The organism is Brevundimonas sp. TWP2-1, assembly GCF_049897645.1.
Lineage (GTDB): Bacteria > Pseudomonadota > Alphaproteobacteria > Caulobacterales > Caulobacteraceae > Brevundimonas.
The window spans coordinates 1,012,625-1,034,649 of sequence record NZ_JAFCWR010000002.1 but is presented as its reverse complement, the minus strand read 5'-3'; the positions used below and the strand labels follow the sequence as shown (position 1 = coordinate 1,034,649).

The following is a 22,025-nucleotide window of genomic DNA, read 5'->3' as shown; positions in this document are numbered from 1 at the left end:
GATCCTTTTTGGCCGCTCTGGCCCTGGCGCTCGCAGCGGGCAACGCATCCGCTCAAACGGTCGACTGGCGCAACGCCGGCGGCGATCTGTTCGGCCGTCCCGCCGCGCAGCCTGTGTCGGACGTGGCGGGCGTCGATGACCTCACGCCCCGACTTCCGACCCTTTCACAGCCGTTCATGGACGCGATCGCCGTCGCCGCCGAGCGCCACGGGATTGACCCCAAGATGCTTCATGCGCTGGTGATCGTGGAATCCGCATACCGGGTCGATGCCGTGTCTCCGGTCGGGGCCGGCGGCCTGACGCAGTTGATGCCGGGAACGGCGGCGGATCTCGCGGTCAGAGACCGTTTCGATCCGATCGAGAACCTCAACGGCGGGGCGGACTATCTGGCCCGGCAGCTGCTCCGCTTCGGCGACGTCCGGCTGGCGTTCGCGGCATATAATTCGGGACCGGATCGCGTCGCCCGGCTCGGGCGCATACCGAACATAGCGGAGACGCAAGCCTATGTGGCCGCGGCCGTTGACTGTTACCTCGCGCTCTCGGCCGGGAGGGGCGCCCGCAATTCCCGGGAGTGCCGGACCCCGGAGCCCAGCCGATGATCCCCGCGACAGAACCGGTGGCGGCGGTGACTGACGCCGCCGATGAGGATCTGCTGACCCGAAAGGAAGCGTCCGCCTTCCTGATCCAATTCGGCATCCGCATGAAGCCGGAGACGCTCGCCCGGCTGTGGTCCACCGGAGGCAATGGGCCTCCCTGTCTGCATGTGCGGCACAGACCCTACTATCCGCGTGGCGTGCTGCGCGCCTGGGCCTTGAACCAGGTCAGCGACCTTCGCGCGTCTGCCCCGCCCGCGGCCAGGGGTCGGCGTCATGCCTGAGGCGGGATTGGAAGGGTTCAGAACGGAGTGGGCGCCCAGCGTGGCGGACCTGCTGGTCGACCCGGCGGTCAGCTTCGCTTTGAAGGACGTTCTTCGCACCTGGGAGGTTCGAGATCCGGTCGATGCGGCGCGGGACGCCCGCTTGCTGGCCGAGGTTCTGGAGCGCCGGGCGGACGAGGCGGTGTCATGGACAGTGTGAGCGAGCCGCCTCCGTTCGACGCGTTGGAAGACCGGATTCTCCCCTGGTCGCAGGTGAAGGTGATCTGCGGTCTGAGCCGGACGACGGTCTGGCGTATGCAGAAGACCGGAGATTTCCCGGCCTGCGTCCAGGTCTCGCAAAACCGGGTCGGGTGGTGGCAGAGCGAGCTGCTGGCGTGGCGACGGGCGAGGACGCCGAGGCGCCTGCCGGAGCCCCGGGCCATAGTGGAGAGGCCGGCGCCGGTTAGACCGCCAGTCAGGAGAACCCTGGAAGAGCCGCCGAGGTCAGCGGCGCCTGAGGCTGAGAGCGGCTCGGATCAGCCCGTCAAGAGCCGTCGGAAACGGAAATCTGGTGTTTCCGAAAACCAGGCTGCGTTCGACTTCGGAGGCTAGGAGGCGGACCGGGTCGATTGGACCCGCTTGAAACGGACGCGGTCGGCGCCGGCGATCAGGAAGGCGTCGAAGCCGGCGGCACCCCAGGCCTTGCGTTGAACGTGTGTTGTGGCCGGGTCGGTTGTGTTCGCCCACCACTGCGGCAGGCCCGCGCTCTTGGGTAGCATATAGCCGATCTTTCGCTCCATCTCGGCGAAGGAGAGTTCGAGTTCATCGGTCTTCAGTTTGCGGAGATAGTCCCGAAGCGGATCATACTTGCCCATTGACCTACAAAGCCGGACAGCGGCGTCGTTGCCAAGGGACAGACGCAAATGAAAACCTACGCAGAGGCCCTGGAGCCCGACGCCCGATATCGGATCGTGATGACGGACGACCCGGTCGACGGCCTGCGCCCGTTGAGCTTCCGCGACCACTACGACATGGTCGCCGATCTGGATCTGCCTGCCGGTGCACCGGACGTCGTGGCCAGGATTTATGCGCGCGCCCTGAACGCCTTGATCTATGGCTGGCTCGACTACGAACTGATGGTGGTCGCCGCCGGTCAGGCCCTGGCCAGTCTCGAGTTCGCCCTGAAGACTCGGCTGGGCGCTGACGCCAAGAAGATGCCCGGCCTCGCAAGGCGTCTGGGCTATGCGGTTGATCGGAACATTTTATCGCCGCCGCAGAAAAGTCAGTGGGGCGACGATCACCAGTTGCTCGTCCATATTCGCAACGAGATCGCCCACGGAAGCGAGCACGTCTATCCGCCGAACCTCGCGGCGATCATATTCGATCGCTGTCGGGCCCTGATTTGTGAGCTCAACGACCTTCCGGCGCCGAACCTCAGACAGCGATGACGGCGTCGTCCTTCAGGGCCTGGTGAGACCGGTATGGACAAGTTCGAGCTTCTGAGGACGTTCTGCGAAAGCGGGATCTCGCGACCGGAACAAAGCAGGCCGGTCGTCATCCCTTGGGGCGACCAGTCTCGGCTGCTCTGGCCGGAAGCGCAGTATTTCGCTCCGTGGCGCGACGTCGCCTATGCCCCGGCATCGGAACCCGCAGCTGACGCGGCGATTCAGGATCGCGTCCGCCTCAAGCGCTGGAAACGGGTTTCGCCGGAGGCGGGCCGGGTGCTGGGCTCTCGCCTGACGCAGGCGCTTTCAGTGATCCAAATCAATGAAATGGCCGGTGAGCGCGCAGGAACACCCTTTCCGTCGGGACTGGATGACAAGGCGCTAACCGCGGCCCTGTTGATCTACTGGTGCTACGCGATGGACCTGCCCTTGGCGGAGTCGGGCGGCGCGCCGGCCGGCCGCGCCTGACGACCCCAGACCCGCGAGCTTCGGAACTGGTGACCTCAGAGTTGAAGGCGAGCGGACGTCCGAATCTGGCGCACACTCGAGGCAGTTCGTCTTGAACATCCGGATTCCTCGATGACCGCATCCTTCTCTCTCATCATGCCCGACCTCAGAGCGGTTTCCGACGAGGACCTTGAGTCCCTGCTGCCCCAGGCAGACGGCGCCTGGAGCCGGCAATCCAAGGCCCTGATGCTCAGCCTGGGCGCGCAGAAGCTCAATCTGAACAGCAACTGGGCCGAGGTCCGGCGTGACTGGGTCTGTGAGGCCTGTCAGCGCCGCAAGCCCGATATCGCGCGGGTCAGCGATAACGGTGTCCTTCTGTGCCAGCTGGAATGGCATCACGACCACCTGCGCGATCACGCCAAACAGAGGCTTCGCCCGCTCGTGAACATTGAGGACCGGACCCCGGAAGCCCGGGACCTTCGGCGCGGCGTCGACGCCTGCAAAGACCTCACCATGCGGTTCTTCACCACCCTGATCTGCAACGACTGCAATACGGCCGAGGGGAAGGCCAAGGGCCGGCTCGGCGACCTGATCCCCAGCTATTTCAGCTTCTCGCCCCGCGAGATCATGCGCTTCATCCAGGTGAAGCCCAACCGGATGCATGGGATCGACGATGAGGCGGTCCGTGACGTCTGGAACGAGGTCGAGAGCGACGTTGCGGACCGGCTCGCCTTTCTCGACATCCTTGCGGGGCGTCTGAAAGCGGGAGGCCATCGCATCCAGGGCAATCCACCGCAGTTCTGGAGCCCACACGTCCTGACGTCGATCGTGCCCCGCCTCGCATCGCAGCAGGGCCAAGACGCAGAAAGCCTTTATCGGATACCCGGCATCGTTTCGGAGCGCTCGGTTCGTCACGACGGCTTTGGAATTTCGCCCCGTCTCAAGCGGACCGCCGCGCGAAGACCGAGCCTCGAAGACCTCGCGGCCTTCAGGACCTCCCAAGGCGTCGAGACACCCTGGCGGCGGGTCGTCCCGGACTGGCGGTGCGAGGTCTGCCGGCGCGATCGGAGCGAGGCGCTCCGACTTTCGGGAAAGGGCAAATGGACGGGACGCCTGCATCGTCACATGGTTTTCACGGCCGAGCGCGATCCCCAGGCCTTGTTCTGGCGCGTCGGGGATGAGAGCTGGATGGGGGCGTTCCGATCCTATCGGGTCGTGTACATCTGTCAGGACTGCCGCCAGGTCGTGACGGACCTGCGATCGATCGACGCCTCGTATTCGGAGAATGCGCTGAGCATCTCCGATCTTCGTGATCTCGTGACCGATATCGCGCCCAACCGAAAACACGACGTCGACATCCCTGCCGCGCGAGCGCGCGCAGATGAGAACTATGAGTATCTGGGGCTGATCGAAGACTACAACCGGCATCGGTCCCAGAGCATCAGCCTGACCATCGAACTAACCACCCTGACGGGTGAGTTCCGGATGGGCCTGGAGGAGGCGCTCATCGAACTGACGCCGCTCGCCTGGGCTCCCGGCTTTTCTGACGATCAACTCCGGGAACGACTCGACTGGCTGCTCCTGGAGGGGCGTCGGCTCAGGCGCGAAGACCTCGAACGTGATGCGGACCTTCTTCCAATGGAGCCCCTAGTCTGACGTTGGCGAATTGGAGGCGCGGGCCGGTAGCTGAAACGCCGCCACGACAACAATAATAACATTAGATTGAATGGTAACATTGCCAATGTTATCGTGCAGTCCAATGTTATCGAACGCGACATTTTTTGGGAGCCTGGGCCGTCTTTTCGACGATGCGGCGGCCTACGTCACGCAGCTGTTCGACATCCGATTGACGTTCAAAGACGCCGACGTCGGCCTCCTGCCGTTTTTCCTGACGGATCGCTATCGTCTCGCCGAAACGAGCCTGTTCGGACGAAAGCTGCTCATTCTCGCCACGCCCGGCCAGGACGCGGAAACCCCGGCGACAATCGCCAAACATATCGAGACCGCCCGCTCGACATCGGACGCGTTCGTGGTTGTCTTCCTGACCGACGCCCTGAGCTCGGCCAATCGCCAGCGTCTTATCCAGCAGGGCGTCAACTTCATCGTCCCCGGCAATCAGCTGTTCCTACCCGAGCTCGGCGCCGATCTGCGCGAATATTTCCGGTCAGAGGTCCGGCCGGCCTTGGAACAGTTGACGCCGGCCGCCCAGGTCGTGGTCCTGGCCTCGTTACTTCGTGAGGACCTCGATGGCCAGACGCCCAAGTCCCTGGCCGAGCGGTTTCAATATTCCGCCATGAGCACCGGGCGGGTGGTTGATGAACTGCAGCGGCACGGCATTCTCAGCATCGATGTTCGCGGCCGGGCGCGTCGCATCGCTTTCAAGCAGGAGGGCGACGACCTCTGGCGGGCGGTCCGTGATTTGCTTCAGTCGCCCGTCCGTGCCCGTCGTCTGGTCAGGCCGTTTCCCGAGGTCCAAGCGCTGCCGCTGGCCGGGGAATCCGCTTTGTCGGATTACACCCTCCTCGGTCCTCCCGTTCATGAAACCCGGGCAGTATCCGCCCGTCAGTGGAAGGGGCTGGTCTACCAGCACGACCTTCAGCCGGCCGACGATCGGGACCCGGAAGCCATCCGCATCGAAACCTGGTCTTACGATCCCCGTCTGATTTGCCATCACGGACCCGTCGTGGATCGCCTCTCCCTGTATCTGAGCCTGGAGGACCGTCATGACGAACGCCTCGATCAGGCCGTCGACACCCTCATGGAGCCCTTCGGATGGTCGTAGGTATTGATGTGTTCAAGGCGGCTTTCGCGGGCTTCGAGGACCAGTACACATTGATCGGCGGGGCGGCGGCCGAGATCCACATGACCGGCGCCGGTCTGCCGTTCCGACCGACCAAGGACCTCGACTTGGTCCTCTGTCTCGAGGCCCTGAAGTCGGAGTTCGTCCGATCCTTCTGGGCCTTCATCGACGCCGGCGGCTACCAGACCCGCGAACGCAGCGATGGCGCGAGGAATTTCTTCCGGTTCACCCATCCCTCTGACAAAACCTATCCGGCGATGATCGAGCTGTTCTCGCGGCTGCCCGATGTCATCACTGTGCCGGAGGGCGCGCGCCTCACGCCCATACCGCTGGACGGGACGGTCGAGAGCCTGTCAGCCATGCTGCTCGACGACGCCTATTACGCGTTGCTCAAGGACGGAACGACAGAGATGGACGGCGTCCCCGTCATCGACGTCCAGACCCTCATTCCCTTCAAGGCGTTCGCCTACAACAACCTGGCGCGCGACCGGGCGGACGGCCAGCAGGTCGATAGCCGGAATGTCACCAAGCATCGCAACGATGTGTTCAAGCTCCTTCAGCTGTTAGGGCCGACGATGACCATGGCGGTCCCGGACGGGATTGCCGCCGATCTGCGGGCCTTTGTCGAAGCGGTCGAGGCGGACAAAACCTTTGATCCGAAGGCGCTGAAACTCTCGCCGCCTGACGCGGGGCAACTCGTCGCGCGGCTCAAGGCCGTCTACAACCTCTAGCGAGATCGCGCCGGCGAAGCGTGCGACAGCGCGGCGGAACAAAACAGGAAGAGTTTTGGAAATCACGCTATGGTTCCTGAGTGATTCCATCATCCGTGACCTCGCCATCGCCTCAAACGGCCTCCGGACCCGGCCGTCGCCTCGTCTTCATCAGCCATGCCAATCCTGAGGAGAACGATTTCGTCCGATGGCTCGGCGTTCAACTCGCCAGCGCCGGCTATGAAGTCTGGTCGGATGTCACCAAGCTGATCGGCGGGGAGCTGTTCTGGGACGACATCGAAGACGCCATTCGCCATCACACGGCGAAATTCATCCTGGTCGTCTCAGCCGCAGCCCTGAACAAGGAGGGCGTGAAAGACGAAATCCACCTCGCCGTCACGGTGGAGCGCAGCGACAAGATCGCCAATTTCCTCTTGCCGGTCAGGGTCGACGATGTCCCCTTTTCGGACTTCAAAGCCAATATCGCCCGCAAGAATGTCATCGACTTCAAGGCCGGGTGGGCTCCCGCCCTGGCCAGAGTGTTTCAGGTTCTTGAGCGTGACGGCGTGCCGAAAGGTGCAATCGCCCTGGCTGATGTCGCAGCCTGGTGTCTCCGGCGGTCCGACGCCGATCAGATGCCCCGGATTGAGCCCGAGCAGCTCTACTCGAACTGGCTCCCAATCGCCTCGCTACCTCCCCAAGTGTCCCTCTTCTCGCTCGGCGTCGCCGAGACGGCGGTCACGAGCGTCATGGCCGAGACCCGTCTCCCCTGGTTCAAATACTTCAGGCTGGTGGGGACGTTCGGCACGGAGGTGGATCTGAAGCTCGCTCTTCCGGAACAGGTCATCGAGCATCGCTACACCTTGCCGCTGGAAGACATGTTGGCCGGAATGCCGGCGGCGATGCCCGGTGTAAAACGCGCGGACGCGCGGCGCATGGTGGTCAACCTCCTGCGGCAATCCTGGAACAACGCCATGGCGGCCAAGGGATTGTCCGCGTTCGAGATGGCCGACAATTCGGTCGCATGGTTCTTCACCAAGGACCTGATCGAAAAGGACACCGCCTATTTTGTCGATCACACCGGCAAACGCAGGCGCAAGGCCATGGTGGGCCGGAGCGAGAAGCGGGGAGTTTACTGGCACCTCGGCTTCATCGCCAAACCCGTCATGACGGACACCCCCCATTTCGTCATGAAGGCGGCCGTCATCTTCTCGCACGACGGCAAGACGCCGCTCGATAGCGTGGAGAAGATGCACAAGCTCCGGCGCGGCTTCTGCCGGAACTGGTGGAACGGGCAGTGGCGCGATCTGATGTTGGCCTACGTGGCCTGGATCGGTGACGACGACGGCCGCCTGAGGTTGCCGATGGGCGATTTTGCAGAGGTCGTCGTGGATGCGCGGCCAGTCCTATTCGAATCGCCGATCTCTTGCGCCGATCCCGCCGTGAAATCCCGGGCCGTGGTCCTGGATGATGAGGACGAGACGCCTCCGGAAGCGCCGGTGGAGCCGGACGAGGCCTTCGAGATCGCGGACATGGCGGAGCCCGCAGATGACTGAACCGCTCCAGAGCCTGCAGATCCTGCCGGAGCCGCTACTCCAGTTCGGACACGGCCAGATGCTGCCCGATCCGAAGGATGGTCTGTTCCTTTTCGGCCCCATGATCGACGAGGGCAAACCCGCTGAAATGAGGGTCGGCGTCATCGGCACGGACGAGGGAATAGCGCGGTACAAGAAGTGGGTATCCCAGATCACGGGATATATTCCGGCCGCCAAGGCGGAGCAGCACCATCTGGCTTTCCCGGGCTTTGAGGCGGCCTTCAAGACCAAATGGCCCGCCAACCCCGTCGCGACCATCTCGATTTCAGCGGCGGCCTTGTCGAGCACAGTCCGGATCCCGGACGGCCACGAGCGCGTGTACAAGACCGTCGATCTCTTCGACCAGGCTATCCGAAAGTTCCTCCGCGAGGAGGACAGCGTGCCGGCGGTCTGGTTTGTCGTTATTCCGGATGATGTACACCGGTTCTGTCGGCCGAAGTCGATCGTTCCCTTGCCCGAACGGACCCGAACCAGCCAGCGGTTCTCCGCCCGTACGGCGCGGAACTTCGTACAGGTGCCGTCGATGTTCGCAGAGGACAACGCCGCCGCCGAGCCCTACCGGTACGAGGTCGATTTCCACAACCAGCTCAAGGCGCGGCTGCTCGATCAGAAAGTGGTTCTTCAGATCGTCCGGGAATCGACGATCGATCCGGAGGGCGTCAATGCGCTCGGCGGCAAGCCGCGGATGCTACAGGATCCCGCCAATATCGCCTGGAACTTGTCGACGACCGCCTTCTTCAAGGCCGGGGGGCGTCCTTGGGCTTTAGCGGGTGTCAGAGAGGACGTCTGCTACATCGGTCTCGTCTTCAAGAAGACCGATACCGCCGGATCGCCAGGGAACGCCTGTTGCGGCGCCCAGATGTTTCTCGGATCCGGAGACGGCGTCGTGTTCAAGGGCGCAGTGGGCCCCTGGTATTCGCTGACGACGTCCGAGTTCCACCTTGATGAGGCGAAGGCGAAGGAGATCGCCGGCCTGGTGGTCGAGGCCTATATCGCCAAGCACGGCCGCCCGCCCAAGGAACTTTTCATCCACGCCAAGCAGCATTTCAACGAGGCGGAATGGCGAGGCTTCTCCAGCGCCGTGGGACCTGACACACGGCTTGTCGGCGTGCGGATCCAGACGACGCGCGAGATCAAACTCTTCCGTCAGGGACGGAGCCCTGTTCTGCGTGGAACGGCCCTTACCGTCAGCCCGCGCAAGGGCTATCTCTGGACCGTCGGATTCGTGCCCGATCTCCAGACCTATCCAGGTCGCGAAGCGCCCAACCCACTGTCCATCGAGGTGACCAAGGGCGACGCGGATCTGACCCAGGTCATGCAGGACGTCCTAGGTCTCACCAAGTTGAACTTCAATGCCTGCATCTACGGGGATGGCACGCCGGTGACCTTGAGGTTTGCAGACGACGTCGGCGAAATCCTGACCGCCGCGCCAATCGCCAACCTGCCGCCCTTGCCCTTCAAGCACTACATCTGAAGGCCACGAACAGCCGCGGCTCCGGCGTCCCACCGTGTGTTGAAGCAAGCCCTTGACTAAACACCCACTTCGTGGAAGTTAAAACTTCCAGAGAGTGAGAGTTTACATGGGCCGCCCTTCGAGATCGACACAGGACTTACTGACCTCGCGCGAAGTGGCGTTGGCGGCGGATATTACGCCGCGCAATTTCGCGCTACTCCACGATCAGGGACTCGCGCCCAGAGCGCGGGCCAGCGTTTCGGGCAAGGCGGGCGCGCGAGTCTACGACGGCGTCGGGCTGGCGCACGCCGCGCTGATCGGAGCGCTCCACCTCAGCGGTCTCGAGCTCCTGGTCGCCGGCCGGCTGGCCGCCGCCTTCGCGGACCAGTTCGACGTGAGCTACGGCAAGCTCCCGTCAAACCTTGGGGCCTATATCCACGCGCCGCTCAATCCGCGGTCGGGCTACAGGCCGTGGGACGACGAGCCGGGCGAAGCGCCGATCGATACTGATCAGGACTACTGGCTCCATGAAAGGCTCCGGAACCGGTCGGGCCTGTATCAGCCTGCGACCGCGCTGACCGGCGATTTCATCATCGACATCGCGGACCACAGTTTCGTCACCACGGAGAACAAGGGGCGGGAAACGATCAAGGTGTTCTCGCCCGTCTCCGGCGGACTGCCCGCGAGCCCCGACTTCCGCATCGTCGGCCGGGGCTCGACCGCGCAGATCGTCGCGGTTCACGAGGAACTCGACAGTCTCGACGTCTTCAGCGATGCGCGGGCCGCCGACCAGTTACGCCGCCTTGAACGAGACTATCTCGATGGCCGCGACAATGCGGTGACGCGCCTGCGCATCAATCTCTCCCTGGCGATCCGCAACGCGTTCGATCGCCTCCAGGATCAGCGGGCCAGCATCAGCATGGGCTGATCGCGCCCGACGCCCAGATGTCTTTCGCTGCGCCAGGCATCTCACGTCATGGCATCACTGATTCTTGGTCGCCAGCTTCACCCAAACGCCTGCGGGCCTCTTGCAAGGCGTGGCCCATGACTTGCCACCGCGCCATGGGGCCGCGCAGGTGAATGCCGTCCTTGCCGAGGTCGAGCATGACCCCGATCGAGAGCTGCATCTCCCTTCGCCCCGTTGAGGTTTCGAACGTAAGCATTGTTTCCGCACGCGAGCTGCTTGGGGTCGTGTCCTCGAACCGTTGGATACGGAAATCCGTCAGCCTAAGCCCGCGCGCGTCGCGACGGGCTTCGTAGGCGAGCTTTCCGGCGCTCTTGCCGACGACATTGATCGATCGGCTCCCCATCAGCATGAAGTTGCTAGTGCTCCAGCCGACTAGATAGTCGTGAAGCGCTTCCTCTGGCGAGCCGGGTTCGAGACTATCTGGCAGGCCGGGGAGGTCTCGGGCCGTCCAGGCGTCGAGCGCCTTTTTCTCCGCGTCTCGACGCGCCGCGCTTGATACGGCCTCGTCGATAATATCGCCAAATGACTGTGAGGCCTTGCGCTTCTGGACCGCGATCCGGTCCGGCTCGGCGGCCTTCTCTTGAGCCCAATCGACCAAGGCCTGGAACAGGTGCCAGGCCTTGGCGCAGGCGATCCGGTTCCCGTAGCCGCTATCACGACCATGCAGGATGCCGTGCCGGTAGGGGATTGAAATCGGGTCCCCCGTCGTTTTGGTGCGTGGCGCCCTGATGAGACCGATCAGGGCGGGCAAGCCGGTCGGGTGACCGACGATGGAATCAAAGGCCGTGAGATCGGCGTGCTCGGAGAAGACGCTGAAGCCGCCGACGTCGTAGGCCAGCCCGTCAGAGGCCATAAGCAGGAGTGGCGTGGCGGCGAGATAGCGGCCCTCAAGGAACAGCGCCTTGGCCTCTTCAAGCTGGGGCTTGCGCTCGTACACCTTGTGGAAGCGATGGGAGCGCATGATCAGGAACCTCAGCGTCGGCTCATCGAAGATGTCGGCCAGCAACTGCTCCGCATCGACCGCCCTGCCTGCGGTCTTGAGTGCGATCGCGGATTCCATCGCCTCTGTGGGCATGCTTCCGCAAGTGACCCAACCCACGCCCGAGAAGGCGGTGTTGAAGCGGTCGGGCAGGGTCAGGACGCCGGCCTTGTCGACGACGTCCGCCAGCGCTTTGGCGGCGTCTGCCAATGGGCCATCCGGCGGCACGATCCCGAGGCTCGCGATGAGACGCGCCGCCTCAGCCGCCTGCATCATCTCGGCTGCTGTCGGGTTGTCTGAGATCTTCTTGCCCATGACGGATCGTAGCAGCCGATTCGCTTCGGCAACCGTTTTGTCGGAACGTCGCGGGGCCGTCAGCCGCCTTGGGGCCCGGCCTCGGCGTCGGCCTTGCCGAGATCAGTAAGCGTCGTTCGCAGCGCCGAAAGGATGTCGTTCGCGTCACGCACCTTCACCAGCGCCGCAAAATAGCGCGTCGTGCGCGCCATGGCGTCGATCGCGAAGAAAAGCGCCTTGGGAATCTCGGTTTCAAACGGTCCCAGTATCGGCCGGACGCCCTTGTCTCCTGTCCGCAGCTTCAGGGCGTCCAGACTATTTCGCGAGAGATGCCCGTAGAAGCCGCTCGCGAGACGATACTGGAGGTAGCCGGGATCTCCGGGCAGGCTCGCCGCCAACGCCTTCATGGAGATCGGCCGGCGTTTGCCCAGCAGCGCGGCATGAGCCGCTTCTCTTTGCACCGACGCGGAATGGAGCTCGGCGTTTCCTGGGTAGGCCGCCCGGAGGAGCTGTTCACGATCGACCGCGTGCTTGTGGTGATCGATGTCCAGCTCCTCGAGCGCCTTCTCCGGATTGGTCGCCAGAAGACTGAGCCAGAACCCGGCTTCGTGGATGGGGCGCACCGCGCCCACGGCCTCTATCGTCATGGCGCGCTCGGCAAGCATGATGCTTGCCGTGTAGGCGTTAAGTGCACGGCCGTAGACGCGAACGGCGGTCGGCGCGGCCGCATTTGCAGGCCCGCCGTCGCCGGCGTCCTGATGATCCTGGAATAGGCTCACGGCATACCGGTTCAGCTCGCGCGCGAGCTCGAACCAGTCACGGTAGTTGTCGATGTAGATATGTCGCCACGTCTCGACCTGTGGCGACAGCAGGCCATCATCTACAATCGCCTCACGAGGGTCTGCCTCTTTCCGCTCGGTCATGGTTCCAGTCCATCATTTCCAACTTGGCGAACCACGCAGGAGATTCGCACGAGACAGCGCAATCTCAATTAGCCCTACTATGCCGATGAGCCCCGCCCACCCCGATGGCGAATGCGAACGGCGAGCGTCAGCCATTTGCGGCGGGTGGTGAAGGACGGATGGGGCTACTTTCGCGGCACGCGAGGTCCCAGAAAAGGGGGCGAAAGGATACCATTATGCCGACCCCCTCCCTCTACGACCGCCTTGTGGCCCTGCCAGCCCCAGACCCCAGCATCGATGCTCCGGTCCCGCCTGAAATCATCGCGTTCAATGTGTCGGTGACACGAAGACTTCGGTCGTGGAAACAGTCCACGCTCGCGGATATGGCCGGCATTTCTCTCTCCACCCTCGAACGCATCGAACGCGGGGAGAAGGTTCAGCCCGAGGCGCTCGACCGGATAGGCGCGGCGTTCGGTTTTGAGCCAGGATACTACACGGCGACCCGGCGCCCGCTGACGCCTGATGAGCTGGCAGAGCCGGAAAACAACCCCTATCCCCACATCGCAATCGTGAAGGTGTCGCCGCTCGACAACCAGGCCAAGCTCCGATCCTTGGCCGGATGCGACCTGGTCGTTCATGCGCCGCTCGGCGGAGATCCGGAGCCTTCATCGCTGGTCAGCGGCCTGTTCGAGCTGATCGAAGTTCTCGCCTTCCGGCTTGCCGCAGGACCGTTGCTGACGAGATCGAGCGTAGGCGGGCTACGGGAACTCTACCATCTGATCTTCAGCCATCTCGATGAGATGCGCCGCGAAGGCTTGGGTGTCGTCTTCGGAGTTGAACCCGACACCTCTTCTAAGGCGCCGCGACGCGTCGGGATTGTTGGCATCGCACACCGGGACGCCGATCCGGCTGTTCGGGCCCGGAAGATTCTGATCCTGGATCGCCGTCATTTTAGCGGCGCCGACGATCAAGGATCGCAGGCCTCGTGATGGCTCAGCTGTTAGAGCCGGCCGCTTTGTTGGCGGCGGCCGCCTTGGCATCGGCGCTGGCCAAACTCGTCTGGGCGATCCGCCGCCGACGTTGATCAGAAGCTGACGCGCGAGAGCCGAAAGCCCAAGCTAATGGTTCACGGTTGCCCCTTGTCGAGCCTTACAAGGGCCGTCAGAACGGGCTGCAAGCAAAGGTTGCGGCATCTCAGCGTGTCGCGTCAAGGGGAGTGGCGTCTTGCACATCGAACGACTTGAAATTTCCGGCTTCCGATGCTTCGGACCAAACCCTATCCCGATCCTTCTCGATCAAGGCTTGACCGCCTTCGTCGGTGTAAATGGTGCGGGAAAGACCGCTGTTATGCTTGCGCTTCAGCGGCTCTTCGGCGTTACGCCGGACCAGCGGCGGCTTCGGCGACAAGACTTCCATATCCCGGCTGTGGAAGTGAATCCGCCTAATGAGCGCCGGTTCACCATAGAGGCGGTTTTGGCCTTTCCGGAACTCGACGATCCGCTTGCGGACGCGTCTGCCGTTCCTGAGTTCTTCTCTCAGATGGCGACGGACGACAGCGGAAGGATGAAATGCCGCTTGCGGATGGAGGCGGTCTGGACGGATGACGGCTCCATCGATGGGGCGATCGAACACACCTATCGCGCCGTTCGGACGATGGGGGCATACACGGACGCTGAGTGTTCGGACCTGAAACCCAAAGATAGAGCCAGAATCCAGCTCATCTATGTACCGGCCTCGCGGGACGGCATCTCGCAGGTGACGGCCTTTTTGCGTGGACGCTTGTGGCGGGCGATCAACTGGTCGGAAGGCACGCGGACGACGTTCGCTTCGGCGGGCTCTGCCCTGAACAACGCGTTCTCCGGCGAGCCGGCGGTAGACGCCGTGGTCGCAGCAGTCACCAGGCGATGGCAGCAGGTCCACACCGCAGGCACGGACTCCACGCCGGTGTTTCGGCCTATCGATCTCCGGTTCGAACAGTTCATCCGCAAGGCTGAGGTATTGTTCCGCCCCGACGAGGCAGGGCGCGAACGTGGTCTCGATGAGTTGAGTGACGGCCAGCGATCTCTGTTCCACCTCGCCATGACCGCGGCGACGCTCGACGTAGAATCGAACCTGGCGACGGATCCCCGCCCTGATGGATTTCAGCCCGGCGGCATCAGCATTCCCGCCTTGACCCTGATCGCCGTCGAAGAGCCAGAAAACAACCTCGCGCCGTTCTACCTCTCCCGTATCGTCCGACAGATCCAGGAACTGACCGCAGGGTCACGGGCTCAAGCTATGCTATCGAGCCATTCGCCAAGCATTCTGGCGCGGGTGAAGCCGGAGCAAGTCCGTCATTTCCGCCTCGACCCGAAGACCCGCGCCTGCCGCGTGAGAGGGATCCGATTGCCTCCGATCGCGGACGAGGCTTCGAAGTTCGTTCGCGAGGCTGTGCGAACCTACCCCGAACTCTATTTTGCCCGTTTCGTGATCCTCGGCGAAGGCGCCTCCGAAGAGGTGGTGCTCCCGCGCCTCGCCGAGGCCCTTGGCCTGGACATCGATCGGTCTTTCGTGGCGGTGGTTCCCCTTGGGGGCCGCCACGTCAATCACCTGTGGCGGCTGCTTGTCGATCTGGACATTCCGCACGCGACTCTTCTGGATCTGGATTACGGTCGTGCGGGCGGCGGCTGGGGGCGCATCAAGACCGCCTGCGCGCAGCTGATGGAAAATGGCGTTCGGCCTGACCAACTTTTCCAAACCCCAAGCCCGGCGGGCCCTTCGGCCGACCTGGCGGCCTTCGACACCTTCGCCGCCGCCAACTGGACAAACATTCAGACGTGGGCGCGATCTCTTCGAAGGTTCAACGTCTTCTTCTGTGAGCCGCTGGATTTGGATTACTCGATGCTGATGGCATTGCAGGCCGCCTATTCGGCGCCAGAGCCCGGACGTTCCGGACCGTCCCCGGCCGGGGAGCCGCGAGACGCCGTGTTGGGCGACGGCGGCATTCACGCCCTCTACGACTCCAGCCAGGACAGCCTGCTGCGCTGGTATCGTTATCTGTTTCTGGGGCGAGGCAAGCCAAGCACGCATGTGCGGGTTTTGAGCGGTCTCGACAGTCCGGCCCTCGCTTCGGCGGCTCCCGAGGAACTGAAGGCCTTGCTCGGCTCCGTCGCGGCCCAGCTCGATCCCCCGCCGCCGGCTGCGCCCGGGGCTCTGACCGTATCGCCAACATCATGACGTTACGGTTCACCGCGCCAGACGACTGGAGGCCGCGCGGGATCGATGCCCTCGAACCCGCCGCGTGGACCGCGCTCCGCCACCCGGGATCGACCTCAGTAGTCGCAGGCCCTGGGGCGGGCAAGACAGAGTTCCTGGCGCAGAAGGCGACCTATCTGCTGGAAACAGGCCTGTGCCGCCCGCCTTTCCAGATCCTGGCCATTTCCTTCAAGGGCGATGCCGCCGGAAATCTGGCGGACCGCGTCAAACAGCGATGCCCTGCGGAGTTTTCGGATCGGTTCACTTCGATCACGTTCGACGCCTTCACCAAAAACCTGGTGGACAGATTCTACACTGCAATTCCCGCCGAGTGGCGTCCGACGAAGCCCTATGAGATTGCCTTTTGGGATTACAAGTCGACCAACTATTGGCTCACTCAAGCACGGCTTGCGGCGCCAGGTCCATGGAAGGCCGAGATCGAGGAGATCGGTCCCTCGAGTTTCGAGGGTCGTACGGTGGGGGCCAGACGCATGCTCGTTCCTCACCCGGAACCGCGATCCGGGGCTGAGTTTGCGACCACACGGTGGTGGTCAGAGCAACGGGGTGCGGGAAATCCATCCAACCTGACCTTCGTCACGTTGAACCGCATGGCCGAGTTGCTTCTGAGATCAAATCCTCAGATCGCGAACGCACTCCGCGCCACCTATCCTTTCATCTTCGTCGACGAGTTTCAGGACACCACCTTCGCTCAGTATGATTTCCTCTATTCGGTCTTCAGAGGCAGCAGCGCCGTAATCACCGGCGTCGGAGACGACAAACAAAGGATCATGGGCTGGGCCGGCGCGAGACCAGACGCCTTCGCCCGATTGGAAGCAGACTTCCACGCTCTGCGGGTGCCCCTGCTCTTCAACTTTCGTTCTTCACCGGATCTCGTCGCCATCCAGCATGTCGTCGCACGCGCCCTCGACCCATCGTCGCCACAGGTCTTGGCCAAGACAGGCAAACTTATCGATGGCGACGTGGCCCAGATTTGGAACAGCCCGACATGCGCTCAAGAAACGCGCCATCTCGCGACGTGGTTGGCCAGCGACATGAAGCGGAGAGGACGTCGCCCACGCGACTATGCGATCCTCGTCAAGCAGAAGGCGGAGGCGGTGGACACCGAACTCCGCGCGCCGATGGCCGCGAGCGGCTTGCGTATTCGCAACGAAAGCGCGCTGGTCGGCAAAGTCCCGCTTCAGGACCTGCTGTCCGACAGCCTCTGCCGGCTCGTCGTCGCTGCGCTCAGGCTCGGATCTGTCCAGCGTTCGCCTGCAGCCTGGCAGTATCTATCCGCCGCTGTCTCGGCGCTGAGAGCGATCCCGCCCGGCGACGATGCTGCGGACGCCCGGGCTGAAGCCACTCTGTCCCGTTTTCTGGCCGGGCTTAGGAAAGACATGACTGAAACCGCGCCCTCGGCGGAGGCGGCGGTTAACATCGCAGAGGCCGTGTTGACCTTCCTCGATCCCGCGGCCGTTCAAAGAACCTATGTTGAATATGGAGCAAGCAATCTTCTCGAGATCGTCGTTGAAGGGCTGCTGCAGCACCTGATGGCATCGGCGACCGGGGTATCGACCTGGTCCGAGTGCTTGGATGCCTTCGAAGGTCTCGATCAGATACCTCTGATGACCGTGCATAAGAGCAAGGGGCTTGAGTACGACACGATCGTCTTCATGGGTCTCGACGACCAAGCTTGGTGGGCGCACAAACCCGGCGACAAAGAGGGCCTCGCCGCGTTTTTCGTCGCCCTCTCCCGAGCGAAGCAGCGGGCCATCTTTGCGTTCTGCCAGCAACGTGGCCAACGATCAAAGGTAGCCGAACTCTACGCGCTCCTAGGGCAGGCTGGCGTTCCGGAAATTTCCATCTAGACCGATCGGGCAGACACCGAAGCGACCGTTTGCGTCAGTTGCTCATAGCGTCCGAACCTCCGGAGTCAGTGAGCATGTTGCTGTCTGGTGGTATTGTCAGACTGATTGCGGCCAAGTCTGTCGAAGCCGTTCGACCATGTCTGTGCGCCGGGCGGGCTCCAGACGGTCGAGGTTCAACTGCTTCCAGCGCACGGCGGGGAGGTCGGCGGCGTCGGGCAGGCCGATCAGGTCCCAGTCAGGCGCGCCGGCCTTGAACCCGATCAGGAAGGCGCGGTGGACCTCGGGCATGTCATCGACGATGGCGGTGATCAGGGCTGTGCGCGCCGCGATGAGGTCCTGGAGGTCCACCGGGTCTTCGGTCATCCCATCGAACCCGCGTTCGAACTCCTGGGCCAGATTCTTGGGATTGGCGCGGAGCACCTCGGCCATGGGCCGGTGGTGGCTGGCCAGATAGATCACAAAGGCCTGTCGCAGTGCCGGCGTGATCCCCTCATTGGCCAGCAGATCGCGGACGTCGAACAGATCGCGAGGATGTTGGCGGTCCAGCGCGGCCATGATCTTGCCGGCATAGAGATCGGCGTGGGAGACCATCCGCGCCTCCGCATAACCGAAGCGCTCTTCCACCGCTGCTGAAACCGGACGGACTTCGGGCTCGAACACCACGCCGCGCAGGACCGGCGTCACCTCCACCTTGATCACCGCGCCGTCCGCCCGGACGAGCAGCTTGTCGATCACGGGCTGGGCTCCACCCTTGCCTCGCACGACGACCGACCCCGGCAGGGCGTGTTCGATGGCGTCAGCGATCCGCCTCAGCGCCGCATCGATTGCGGCGAGCGATGTGTCTCGATCCTCGACGGGCAGATAGGTCAGGTCGATATCGACCGACAGCCGCGGCAGGTCGCGGACGAAAAGATTGATCGCCGTGCCGCCCTTCAGGGCGAAGCAGGGTTCCTGGAACACGAGGGGAAGGGTTCGGACGAGGAGGCGGACCTGCCGGGCGTAGACGTCACTGACCGGCATCGAGCGACCTCGGCACGGTGATCTTGTAGGTCGGGTCCAGTCGACCGCCCTTGGCGAGCACGCGGTTGCCGCTGCCCAGATCGATGGCGTCGCGGTCCAGGGCTTTCAGCCACGCATGACCATGTCGGTCAGCGAAATAGAAGAACAAGCGTTTGACCTTCACGCTCACGCAATCCTCGAGCAGACGCTGGAGACGTCGCGGGCTGAGGGTGGCCAGGGCGCCCATCAGCTGGTCCGCCTGGTCGAAGCTCTCATGATCGGGGAGTTCGTCCAGAAGTTCGAGGATCGCGCGCTCGGGCGTCGACTGGCGCAAGGGCCATTGCCAGTGGCCCAGGGGGGTGTCCACTACTGCGGCGCGGGCCCAGTCCGCCAGGAGGCCGGTTTCGCTGGAGTCCTCGCGGAGCCGGGCGACCTCGAAGTATCGGGCGCTGCGGAACAACTTCTGGGACGAATGATATTTGAACGCGACATCCAGAGGCAGGTCGGCCAGCCAGGTCGGCGGGGTTTCGTCGCCATAGAGATGAACCTCCTTGCGGGTGGCAAGAAGGTAGTGGGCGTAGCCTTGAAGTTCGAGCGCGGTGCGTCCTCCCACGACGATGGAATAGTCGAGCAGGGCCTGGAGCGAGAGCACGGCGACGGGCCAGTCGAGGGTTCCGCGCGGACGTCGATAAACGCGGCGCGCCGTGCGTTCCAGGCGCCCCGAAGCGACGTATTTGGCCCTTAGCGAGTTGGGATAGCCGTTCTCGTTCATCCAGCCGGAATCGACCAGAAGGCCTTCCGGGAGGATACGTTCGAGCTTGTTTAGCTTTCCCTGCATTTGAACACTATTAGTGTCCTAATATGAAGGTTGTCAAACACATTGGTTTGCCATTCGGCATATTGGAACACCGTGAGTGTCTTACTAGGATCATAGACAAACTATGGCGCAGGGTTGATATCAGCGCGTGGACCCGAGTTCAGGCCTTGGGACTGAAACGCTCACCGATCCGCTCCGCAAGCGCGCGAACCGGATCGTCGCTCAGATGGGCATACCGTTCCGTGGCGCGACTGTTGGCGTGTCCCAGAGCCTTTCCGATCATCGGGAGGCTGGCCCCGTCGGCCAGGGCGAAGCTTGCGAAACTGTGGCGCAGGTCGTGGATGCGGACGCCTTCCAGCTTGGCTTTGGGGAGCACCTTGTCGCGCCAGATCTTGGACTCGGAGGTCGCATATCCGTTGTCGCCCTTGGTGGCCGGGAAGACGAACTGGCTTCGACCGCGGGTCTTGTAGAGACGCTGCAGGATTCCGAAGGCCATGTCGTTGAGCGAGATCCGACGATCCCCCGTGCGACCGCCGGCCTTGGTGCGGCTCGGCGGCAGCACGAGCCGGCGCCGGTCGAAGTCGACCTCCGTCCAGCGCAGGCCCGCGATTTCGTTTCGCCGCGCGCCCGTCAGAAGCAGAAGCCGATAGACTGCGCCCTGCCGTTCGGAGATCGTCGCATCCGCCTCCAGGGCGTCGAGAGCGGCGATCAGGTCCTGGGCCTGGGCCTCTGACAGGAAGCGTTCGACCGCCGGTCGGAGCTTTCGTTCGACCTTGGCGCAGGGGTTCGGGCCGGCGAAATGGCCCTTGTCGATCGCCCAGTTGAAGGTCGCCCGCAGGGTGGAATAGGTGCGGTCAGCGATGCCTGCCCCGCCCTTGACGATGGATCGACCACGAAGTTTGGTCTTCACATCCTTGGCGGTCTTCCCGGCCGTGATCGAGCGGATCATCCCGGTGATGTGGTCGCGGGTGACCGTATCAAGCGCCAACTTCCCAAGCAGGGGTACGACGTGGCGCTCGAGGTTGGTCCGGTCCATGGCCCATGACGAATCCCGTTTGGTCGGTTTGTCGTCCGGCCCCCTCTCCAGATAGAGCTCAACCAGGCCTTTGACGGTAAGGCCCTCGATGCGCCTGCGGGCTTCGCCGGGATCGATGCCGCGCCGTGCGTCGACCACCACCGATGCGGCCTCCTTGCGAGCGCGGTCCGCGGTGAGCTTGTCCGGACCGTCGCCATGCTCGCCAAGCGTCAGCCAGCGTTGGATCCCGCGGACCCGGTACTTGATGGCGAAGATTCTTCGGACCGGCTTGGCGGCATGGCCGTGTCGGGTCTCGGTCCCCGGATAGATCCGAAGGCAGAAGCCTGCGATCTCGCTGTCCCAGATTCGACCCTCGCCGGTCTCCGGAACTGGCGCGCTCTCAACCACGCGCCTGGTGAGTTTTTGCTTCGTCATGGCGATAGAAACATACGCTCATTTCCGAGCCACCGCTACCACTCCGCTACCAACTCAAGTGAAACCGGCCGAAAAGCTCCGCAACCGGATAAACAAGAAACTCTATGCAAAACAACGTACAAAGCTGATTTTTGGAACGTCCTGAAAAGCCCGGAAATGCTGATCCCCAACATTGCCAAGGTTGGGGTCGAGAGTTCGAATCTCTTCGCCCGCTCCAAGTCGAGACTGATAAAATCAGGGGCCTGTCGTTCTCGGCAGGCCCCGATTTTTTGCCCTGAATCCTGGCGGTCCGTCAGATCAGGCCGGCCATCAGGGTCAGCAGCCCCAGTCCGAGCGACAACGGCGCGCGCAGAGCCAGCCACCCTTCGGGCGTCAGTCCTGCGGCCTTGAGCCTCAGATCGACCAGCAGGCTGGCGGCGATAAGGACGCCCAAGGCGATCAGGGACGGTCCGGGCCAGGTTTGGCCGGTCGCCCAGGGCCAGGCCGTCGCCAGGGCCAGCAGGGACGGCAGCACGGCCGCAATCCAGACCCAGCGCGGCCCTGCCCCTCGCGCCATGGCGGCCAGGCCCCACCACACCCCGCCCAGGAAGCTGAAGATCAGGGCGGCATAGGCATAGGCCAGGCTGAGGGCCGCGAACCGCACGTCCGGCCCGCCTCCGATCAGGACCGCGACCGCCGCCGCCTGGGGCAGGAGGCCCGCGAAACCCAGGACACGGGCGATCGGCGGCAGTCTGTGTCGGTCGGTCATTTCGTCATCCATCGGACACCTGTCGGGGCTGCGTGCGATCCGGATTATAGAGGACGCCCGTATATCATGGCGACCGCGCACTCCGTCCACGAAAGCCCTCGACGTCGATGACCCAACTGCTTGTCTGGTATGACGGAGGCTGTCCCCTGTGCCGCCGCGAGATCGCTCTGATGCGTCGGCTGGATCGCCGGGGCGCGATCCGGTTCGTCGATGTGGACAAGGGAGACGCGACCTGCCCCATCGATCGCGACGCCCTGCTCGCCCGGTTCCACGCCAGCGAGAATGGGCGGCTGCTGTCCGGCGCGGCGGCCTTTGCGGCCATGTGGCGGGCCATTCCCCTGCTGCGGCCCATCGGGCTGGCGGCGCGTGTTCCGGTGGTTCTTGCGGCGCTGGAAGGCGCGTACCGGCTCTTTCTTCGCGTGCGTCCGCGTCTTCAGTCTCTGGTCCGTAAGTGGGGATGA

Annotated in this window: 23 protein-coding genes; 16 read left to right on the top strand and 7 right to left on the bottom strand. The window is 63.5% G+C overall.

From position 1 onward, the window contains the following. Positions 1-8 precede the first annotated feature (8 nt). From ACP7BH_RS15470 to ACP7BH_RS15455, 4 genes are read left to right on the top strand one after another with little or no spacing between them, the layout of a single operon-like run. A complete protein-coding gene (locus ACP7BH_RS15470) occupies positions 9-599 on the top strand; it encodes a lytic transglycosylase domain-containing protein (protein ID WP_425986679.1) in 591 nt (196 codons plus the stop codon). Then, positions 596-877, top strand: coding sequence for a hypothetical protein (locus ACP7BH_RS15465; protein WP_425986677.1), 282 nt, complete (start codon positions 596-598; stop codon positions 875-877). The genes ACP7BH_RS15470 and ACP7BH_RS15465 overlap by 4 nt, the downstream gene beginning before the upstream one ends. Then, positions 870-1,076, top strand: coding sequence for a hypothetical protein (locus ACP7BH_RS15460; protein WP_425986675.1), 207 nt, complete (start codon positions 870-872; stop codon positions 1,074-1,076). The genes ACP7BH_RS15465 and ACP7BH_RS15460 overlap by 8 nt, the downstream gene beginning before the upstream one ends. Then, positions 1,064-1,468, top strand: coding sequence for a helix-turn-helix transcriptional regulator (locus tag ACP7BH_RS15455; protein ID WP_425986673.1), 405 nt, complete (start codon positions 1,064-1,066; stop codon positions 1,466-1,468). The genes ACP7BH_RS15460 and ACP7BH_RS15455 overlap by 13 nt, the downstream gene beginning before the upstream one ends. On the opposite strand, the gene ACP7BH_RS15450 is transcribed toward ACP7BH_RS15455, so the two are convergent. After that, entirely contained in the window at positions 1,465-1,731 is a 267-nt protein-coding gene (locus ACP7BH_RS15450; RefSeq protein ID WP_425986671.1) for a DUF7662 domain-containing protein, read from the bottom strand. The genes ACP7BH_RS15455 and ACP7BH_RS15450 overlap by 4 nt on opposite strands. A 48-nt stretch (positions 1,732-1,779) precedes the next feature. Here ACP7BH_RS15450 and ACP7BH_RS15445 point away from each other — a divergent pair, with 48 nt between their 5' ends. From ACP7BH_RS15445 to ACP7BH_RS15410, 8 genes are all read left to right on the top strand, one after another. Further along, positions 1,780-2,304, top strand: a complete 525-nt coding sequence (locus ACP7BH_RS15445; RefSeq protein WP_425986669.1) for a hypothetical protein — start codon at positions 1,780-1,782, stop codon at positions 2,302-2,304. A 33-nt stretch (positions 2,305-2,337) separates the two neighbouring features. Further along, the gene (locus ACP7BH_RS15440) at positions 2,338-2,769 is read left to right on the top strand and encodes a hypothetical protein (protein WP_425986668.1); all 432 of its coding nucleotides are present in this window, start codon (positions 2,338-2,340) and stop codon (positions 2,767-2,769) included. A gap of 111 nt (positions 2,770-2,880) precedes the next feature. Then, positions 2,881-4,404: a hypothetical protein gene (locus ACP7BH_RS15435; protein WP_425986666.1), complete on the top strand. Its 1,524-nt coding sequence runs from the start codon at positions 2,881-2,883 to the stop codon at positions 4,402-4,404. Positions 4,405-4,594: 190 nt separating this feature from the next. Further along, the gene (locus tag ACP7BH_RS15430; protein WP_425986664.1) at positions 4,595-5,530 is read left to right on the top strand and encodes a hypothetical protein; all 936 of its coding nucleotides are present in this window, start codon (positions 4,595-4,597) and stop codon (positions 5,528-5,530) included. 50 nt (positions 5,531-5,580) lie between these two features. Next, the gene (locus ACP7BH_RS15425; RefSeq protein WP_425986662.1) at positions 5,581-6,279 is read left to right on the top strand and encodes a hypothetical protein; all 699 of its coding nucleotides are present in this window, start codon (positions 5,581-5,583) and stop codon (positions 6,277-6,279) included. 95 nt (positions 6,280-6,374) lie between these two features. Next, entirely contained in the window at positions 6,375-7,814 is a 1,440-nt protein-coding gene (locus tag ACP7BH_RS15420) for a toll/interleukin-1 receptor domain-containing protein (protein WP_425986660.1), read from the top strand. Then, complete coding sequence (locus ACP7BH_RS15415; RefSeq protein ID WP_425986657.1) at positions 7,807-9,327, top strand: argonaute/piwi family protein; 1,521 nt, start codon at positions 7,807-7,809, stop codon at positions 9,325-9,327. Before ACP7BH_RS15420 ends, ACP7BH_RS15415 begins: the two co-directional genes overlap by 8 nt. Before the next feature lie 106 nt (positions 9,328-9,433). After that, the gene (locus tag ACP7BH_RS15410; RefSeq protein ID WP_425986655.1) at positions 9,434-10,234 is read left to right on the top strand and encodes a hypothetical protein; all 801 of its coding nucleotides are present in this window, start codon (positions 9,434-9,436) and stop codon (positions 10,232-10,234) included. Positions 10,235-10,280: 46 nt separating this feature from the next. On the opposite strand, the gene ACP7BH_RS15405 is transcribed toward ACP7BH_RS15410, so the two are convergent. Both ACP7BH_RS15405 and ACP7BH_RS15400 read right to left on the bottom strand, forming a co-directional pair. Next, positions 10,281-11,567 (bottom strand): hypothetical protein, encoded by a 1,287-nt coding sequence (locus ACP7BH_RS15405; RefSeq protein ID WP_425986653.1) that lies wholly within the window; start codon positions 11,565-11,567, stop codon positions 10,281-10,283. A 59-nt stretch (positions 11,568-11,626) separates the two neighbouring features. Continuing rightward, positions 11,627-12,469 carry a hypothetical protein gene (locus ACP7BH_RS15400; protein WP_425986651.1) on the bottom strand — a complete coding sequence of 281 codons (843 nt, stop codon included), beginning with the start codon at positions 12,467-12,469 and terminating at the stop codon, positions 11,627-11,629. 215 nt (positions 12,470-12,684) lie between these two features. Between ACP7BH_RS15400 and ACP7BH_RS15395 the strand changes: the two genes are divergently transcribed. From ACP7BH_RS15395 to ACP7BH_RS15385, 3 genes are all read left to right on the top strand, one after another. Beyond that, positions 12,685-13,437 carry a helix-turn-helix domain-containing protein gene (locus ACP7BH_RS15395; RefSeq protein ID WP_425986649.1) on the top strand — a complete coding sequence of 251 codons (753 nt, stop codon included), beginning with the start codon at positions 12,685-12,687 and terminating at the stop codon, positions 13,435-13,437. 235 nt (positions 13,438-13,672) lie between these two features. After that, complete coding sequence (locus ACP7BH_RS15390) at positions 13,673-15,664, top strand: ATP-dependent nuclease (protein WP_425986648.1); 1,992 nt, start codon at positions 13,673-13,675, stop codon at positions 15,662-15,664. Further along, positions 15,661-17,550 (top strand): UvrD-helicase domain-containing protein, encoded by a 1,890-nt coding sequence (locus ACP7BH_RS15385; RefSeq protein WP_425986646.1) that lies wholly within the window; start codon positions 15,661-15,663, stop codon positions 17,548-17,550. The genes ACP7BH_RS15390 and ACP7BH_RS15385 overlap by 4 nt, the downstream gene beginning before the upstream one ends. Positions 17,551-17,646: 96 nt before the next feature. Here ACP7BH_RS15385 and ACP7BH_RS15380 read toward each other — a convergent pair whose 3' ends face one another. From ACP7BH_RS15380 to ACP7BH_RS15365, 4 genes are all read right to left on the bottom strand, one after another. Then, on the bottom strand, positions 17,647-18,570 hold the full coding sequence (locus tag ACP7BH_RS15380) for a nucleotidyl transferase AbiEii/AbiGii toxin family protein (protein ID WP_425986645.1): 924 nt from the start codon (positions 18,568-18,570) through the stop codon (positions 17,647-17,649). After that, the gene (locus tag ACP7BH_RS15375; RefSeq protein ID WP_425986643.1) at positions 18,557-19,387 is read right to left on the bottom strand and encodes a type IV toxin-antitoxin system AbiEi family antitoxin domain-containing protein; all 831 of its coding nucleotides are present in this window, start codon (positions 19,385-19,387) and stop codon (positions 18,557-18,559) included. The genes ACP7BH_RS15380 and ACP7BH_RS15375 overlap by 14 nt, the downstream gene beginning before the upstream one ends. A gap of 139 nt (positions 19,388-19,526) precedes the next feature. Then, the gene (locus ACP7BH_RS15370) at positions 19,527-20,816 is read right to left on the bottom strand and encodes a tyrosine-type recombinase/integrase (RefSeq protein ID WP_425986641.1); all 1,290 of its coding nucleotides are present in this window, start codon (positions 20,814-20,816) and stop codon (positions 19,527-19,529) included. 292 nt (positions 20,817-21,108) lie between these two features. Further along, positions 21,109-21,564 carry a DUF3429 domain-containing protein gene (locus ACP7BH_RS15365; RefSeq protein WP_425986639.1) on the bottom strand — a complete coding sequence of 152 codons (456 nt, stop codon included), beginning with the start codon at positions 21,562-21,564 and terminating at the stop codon, positions 21,109-21,111. Positions 21,565-21,671: 107 nt separating this feature from the next. Here ACP7BH_RS15365 and ACP7BH_RS15360 point away from each other — a divergent pair, with 107 nt between their 5' ends. Then, positions 21,672-22,025 carry a thiol-disulfide oxidoreductase DCC family protein gene (locus ACP7BH_RS15360; RefSeq protein ID WP_425986637.1) on the top strand — a complete coding sequence of 118 codons (354 nt, stop codon included), beginning with the start codon at positions 21,672-21,674 and terminating at the stop codon, positions 22,023-22,025.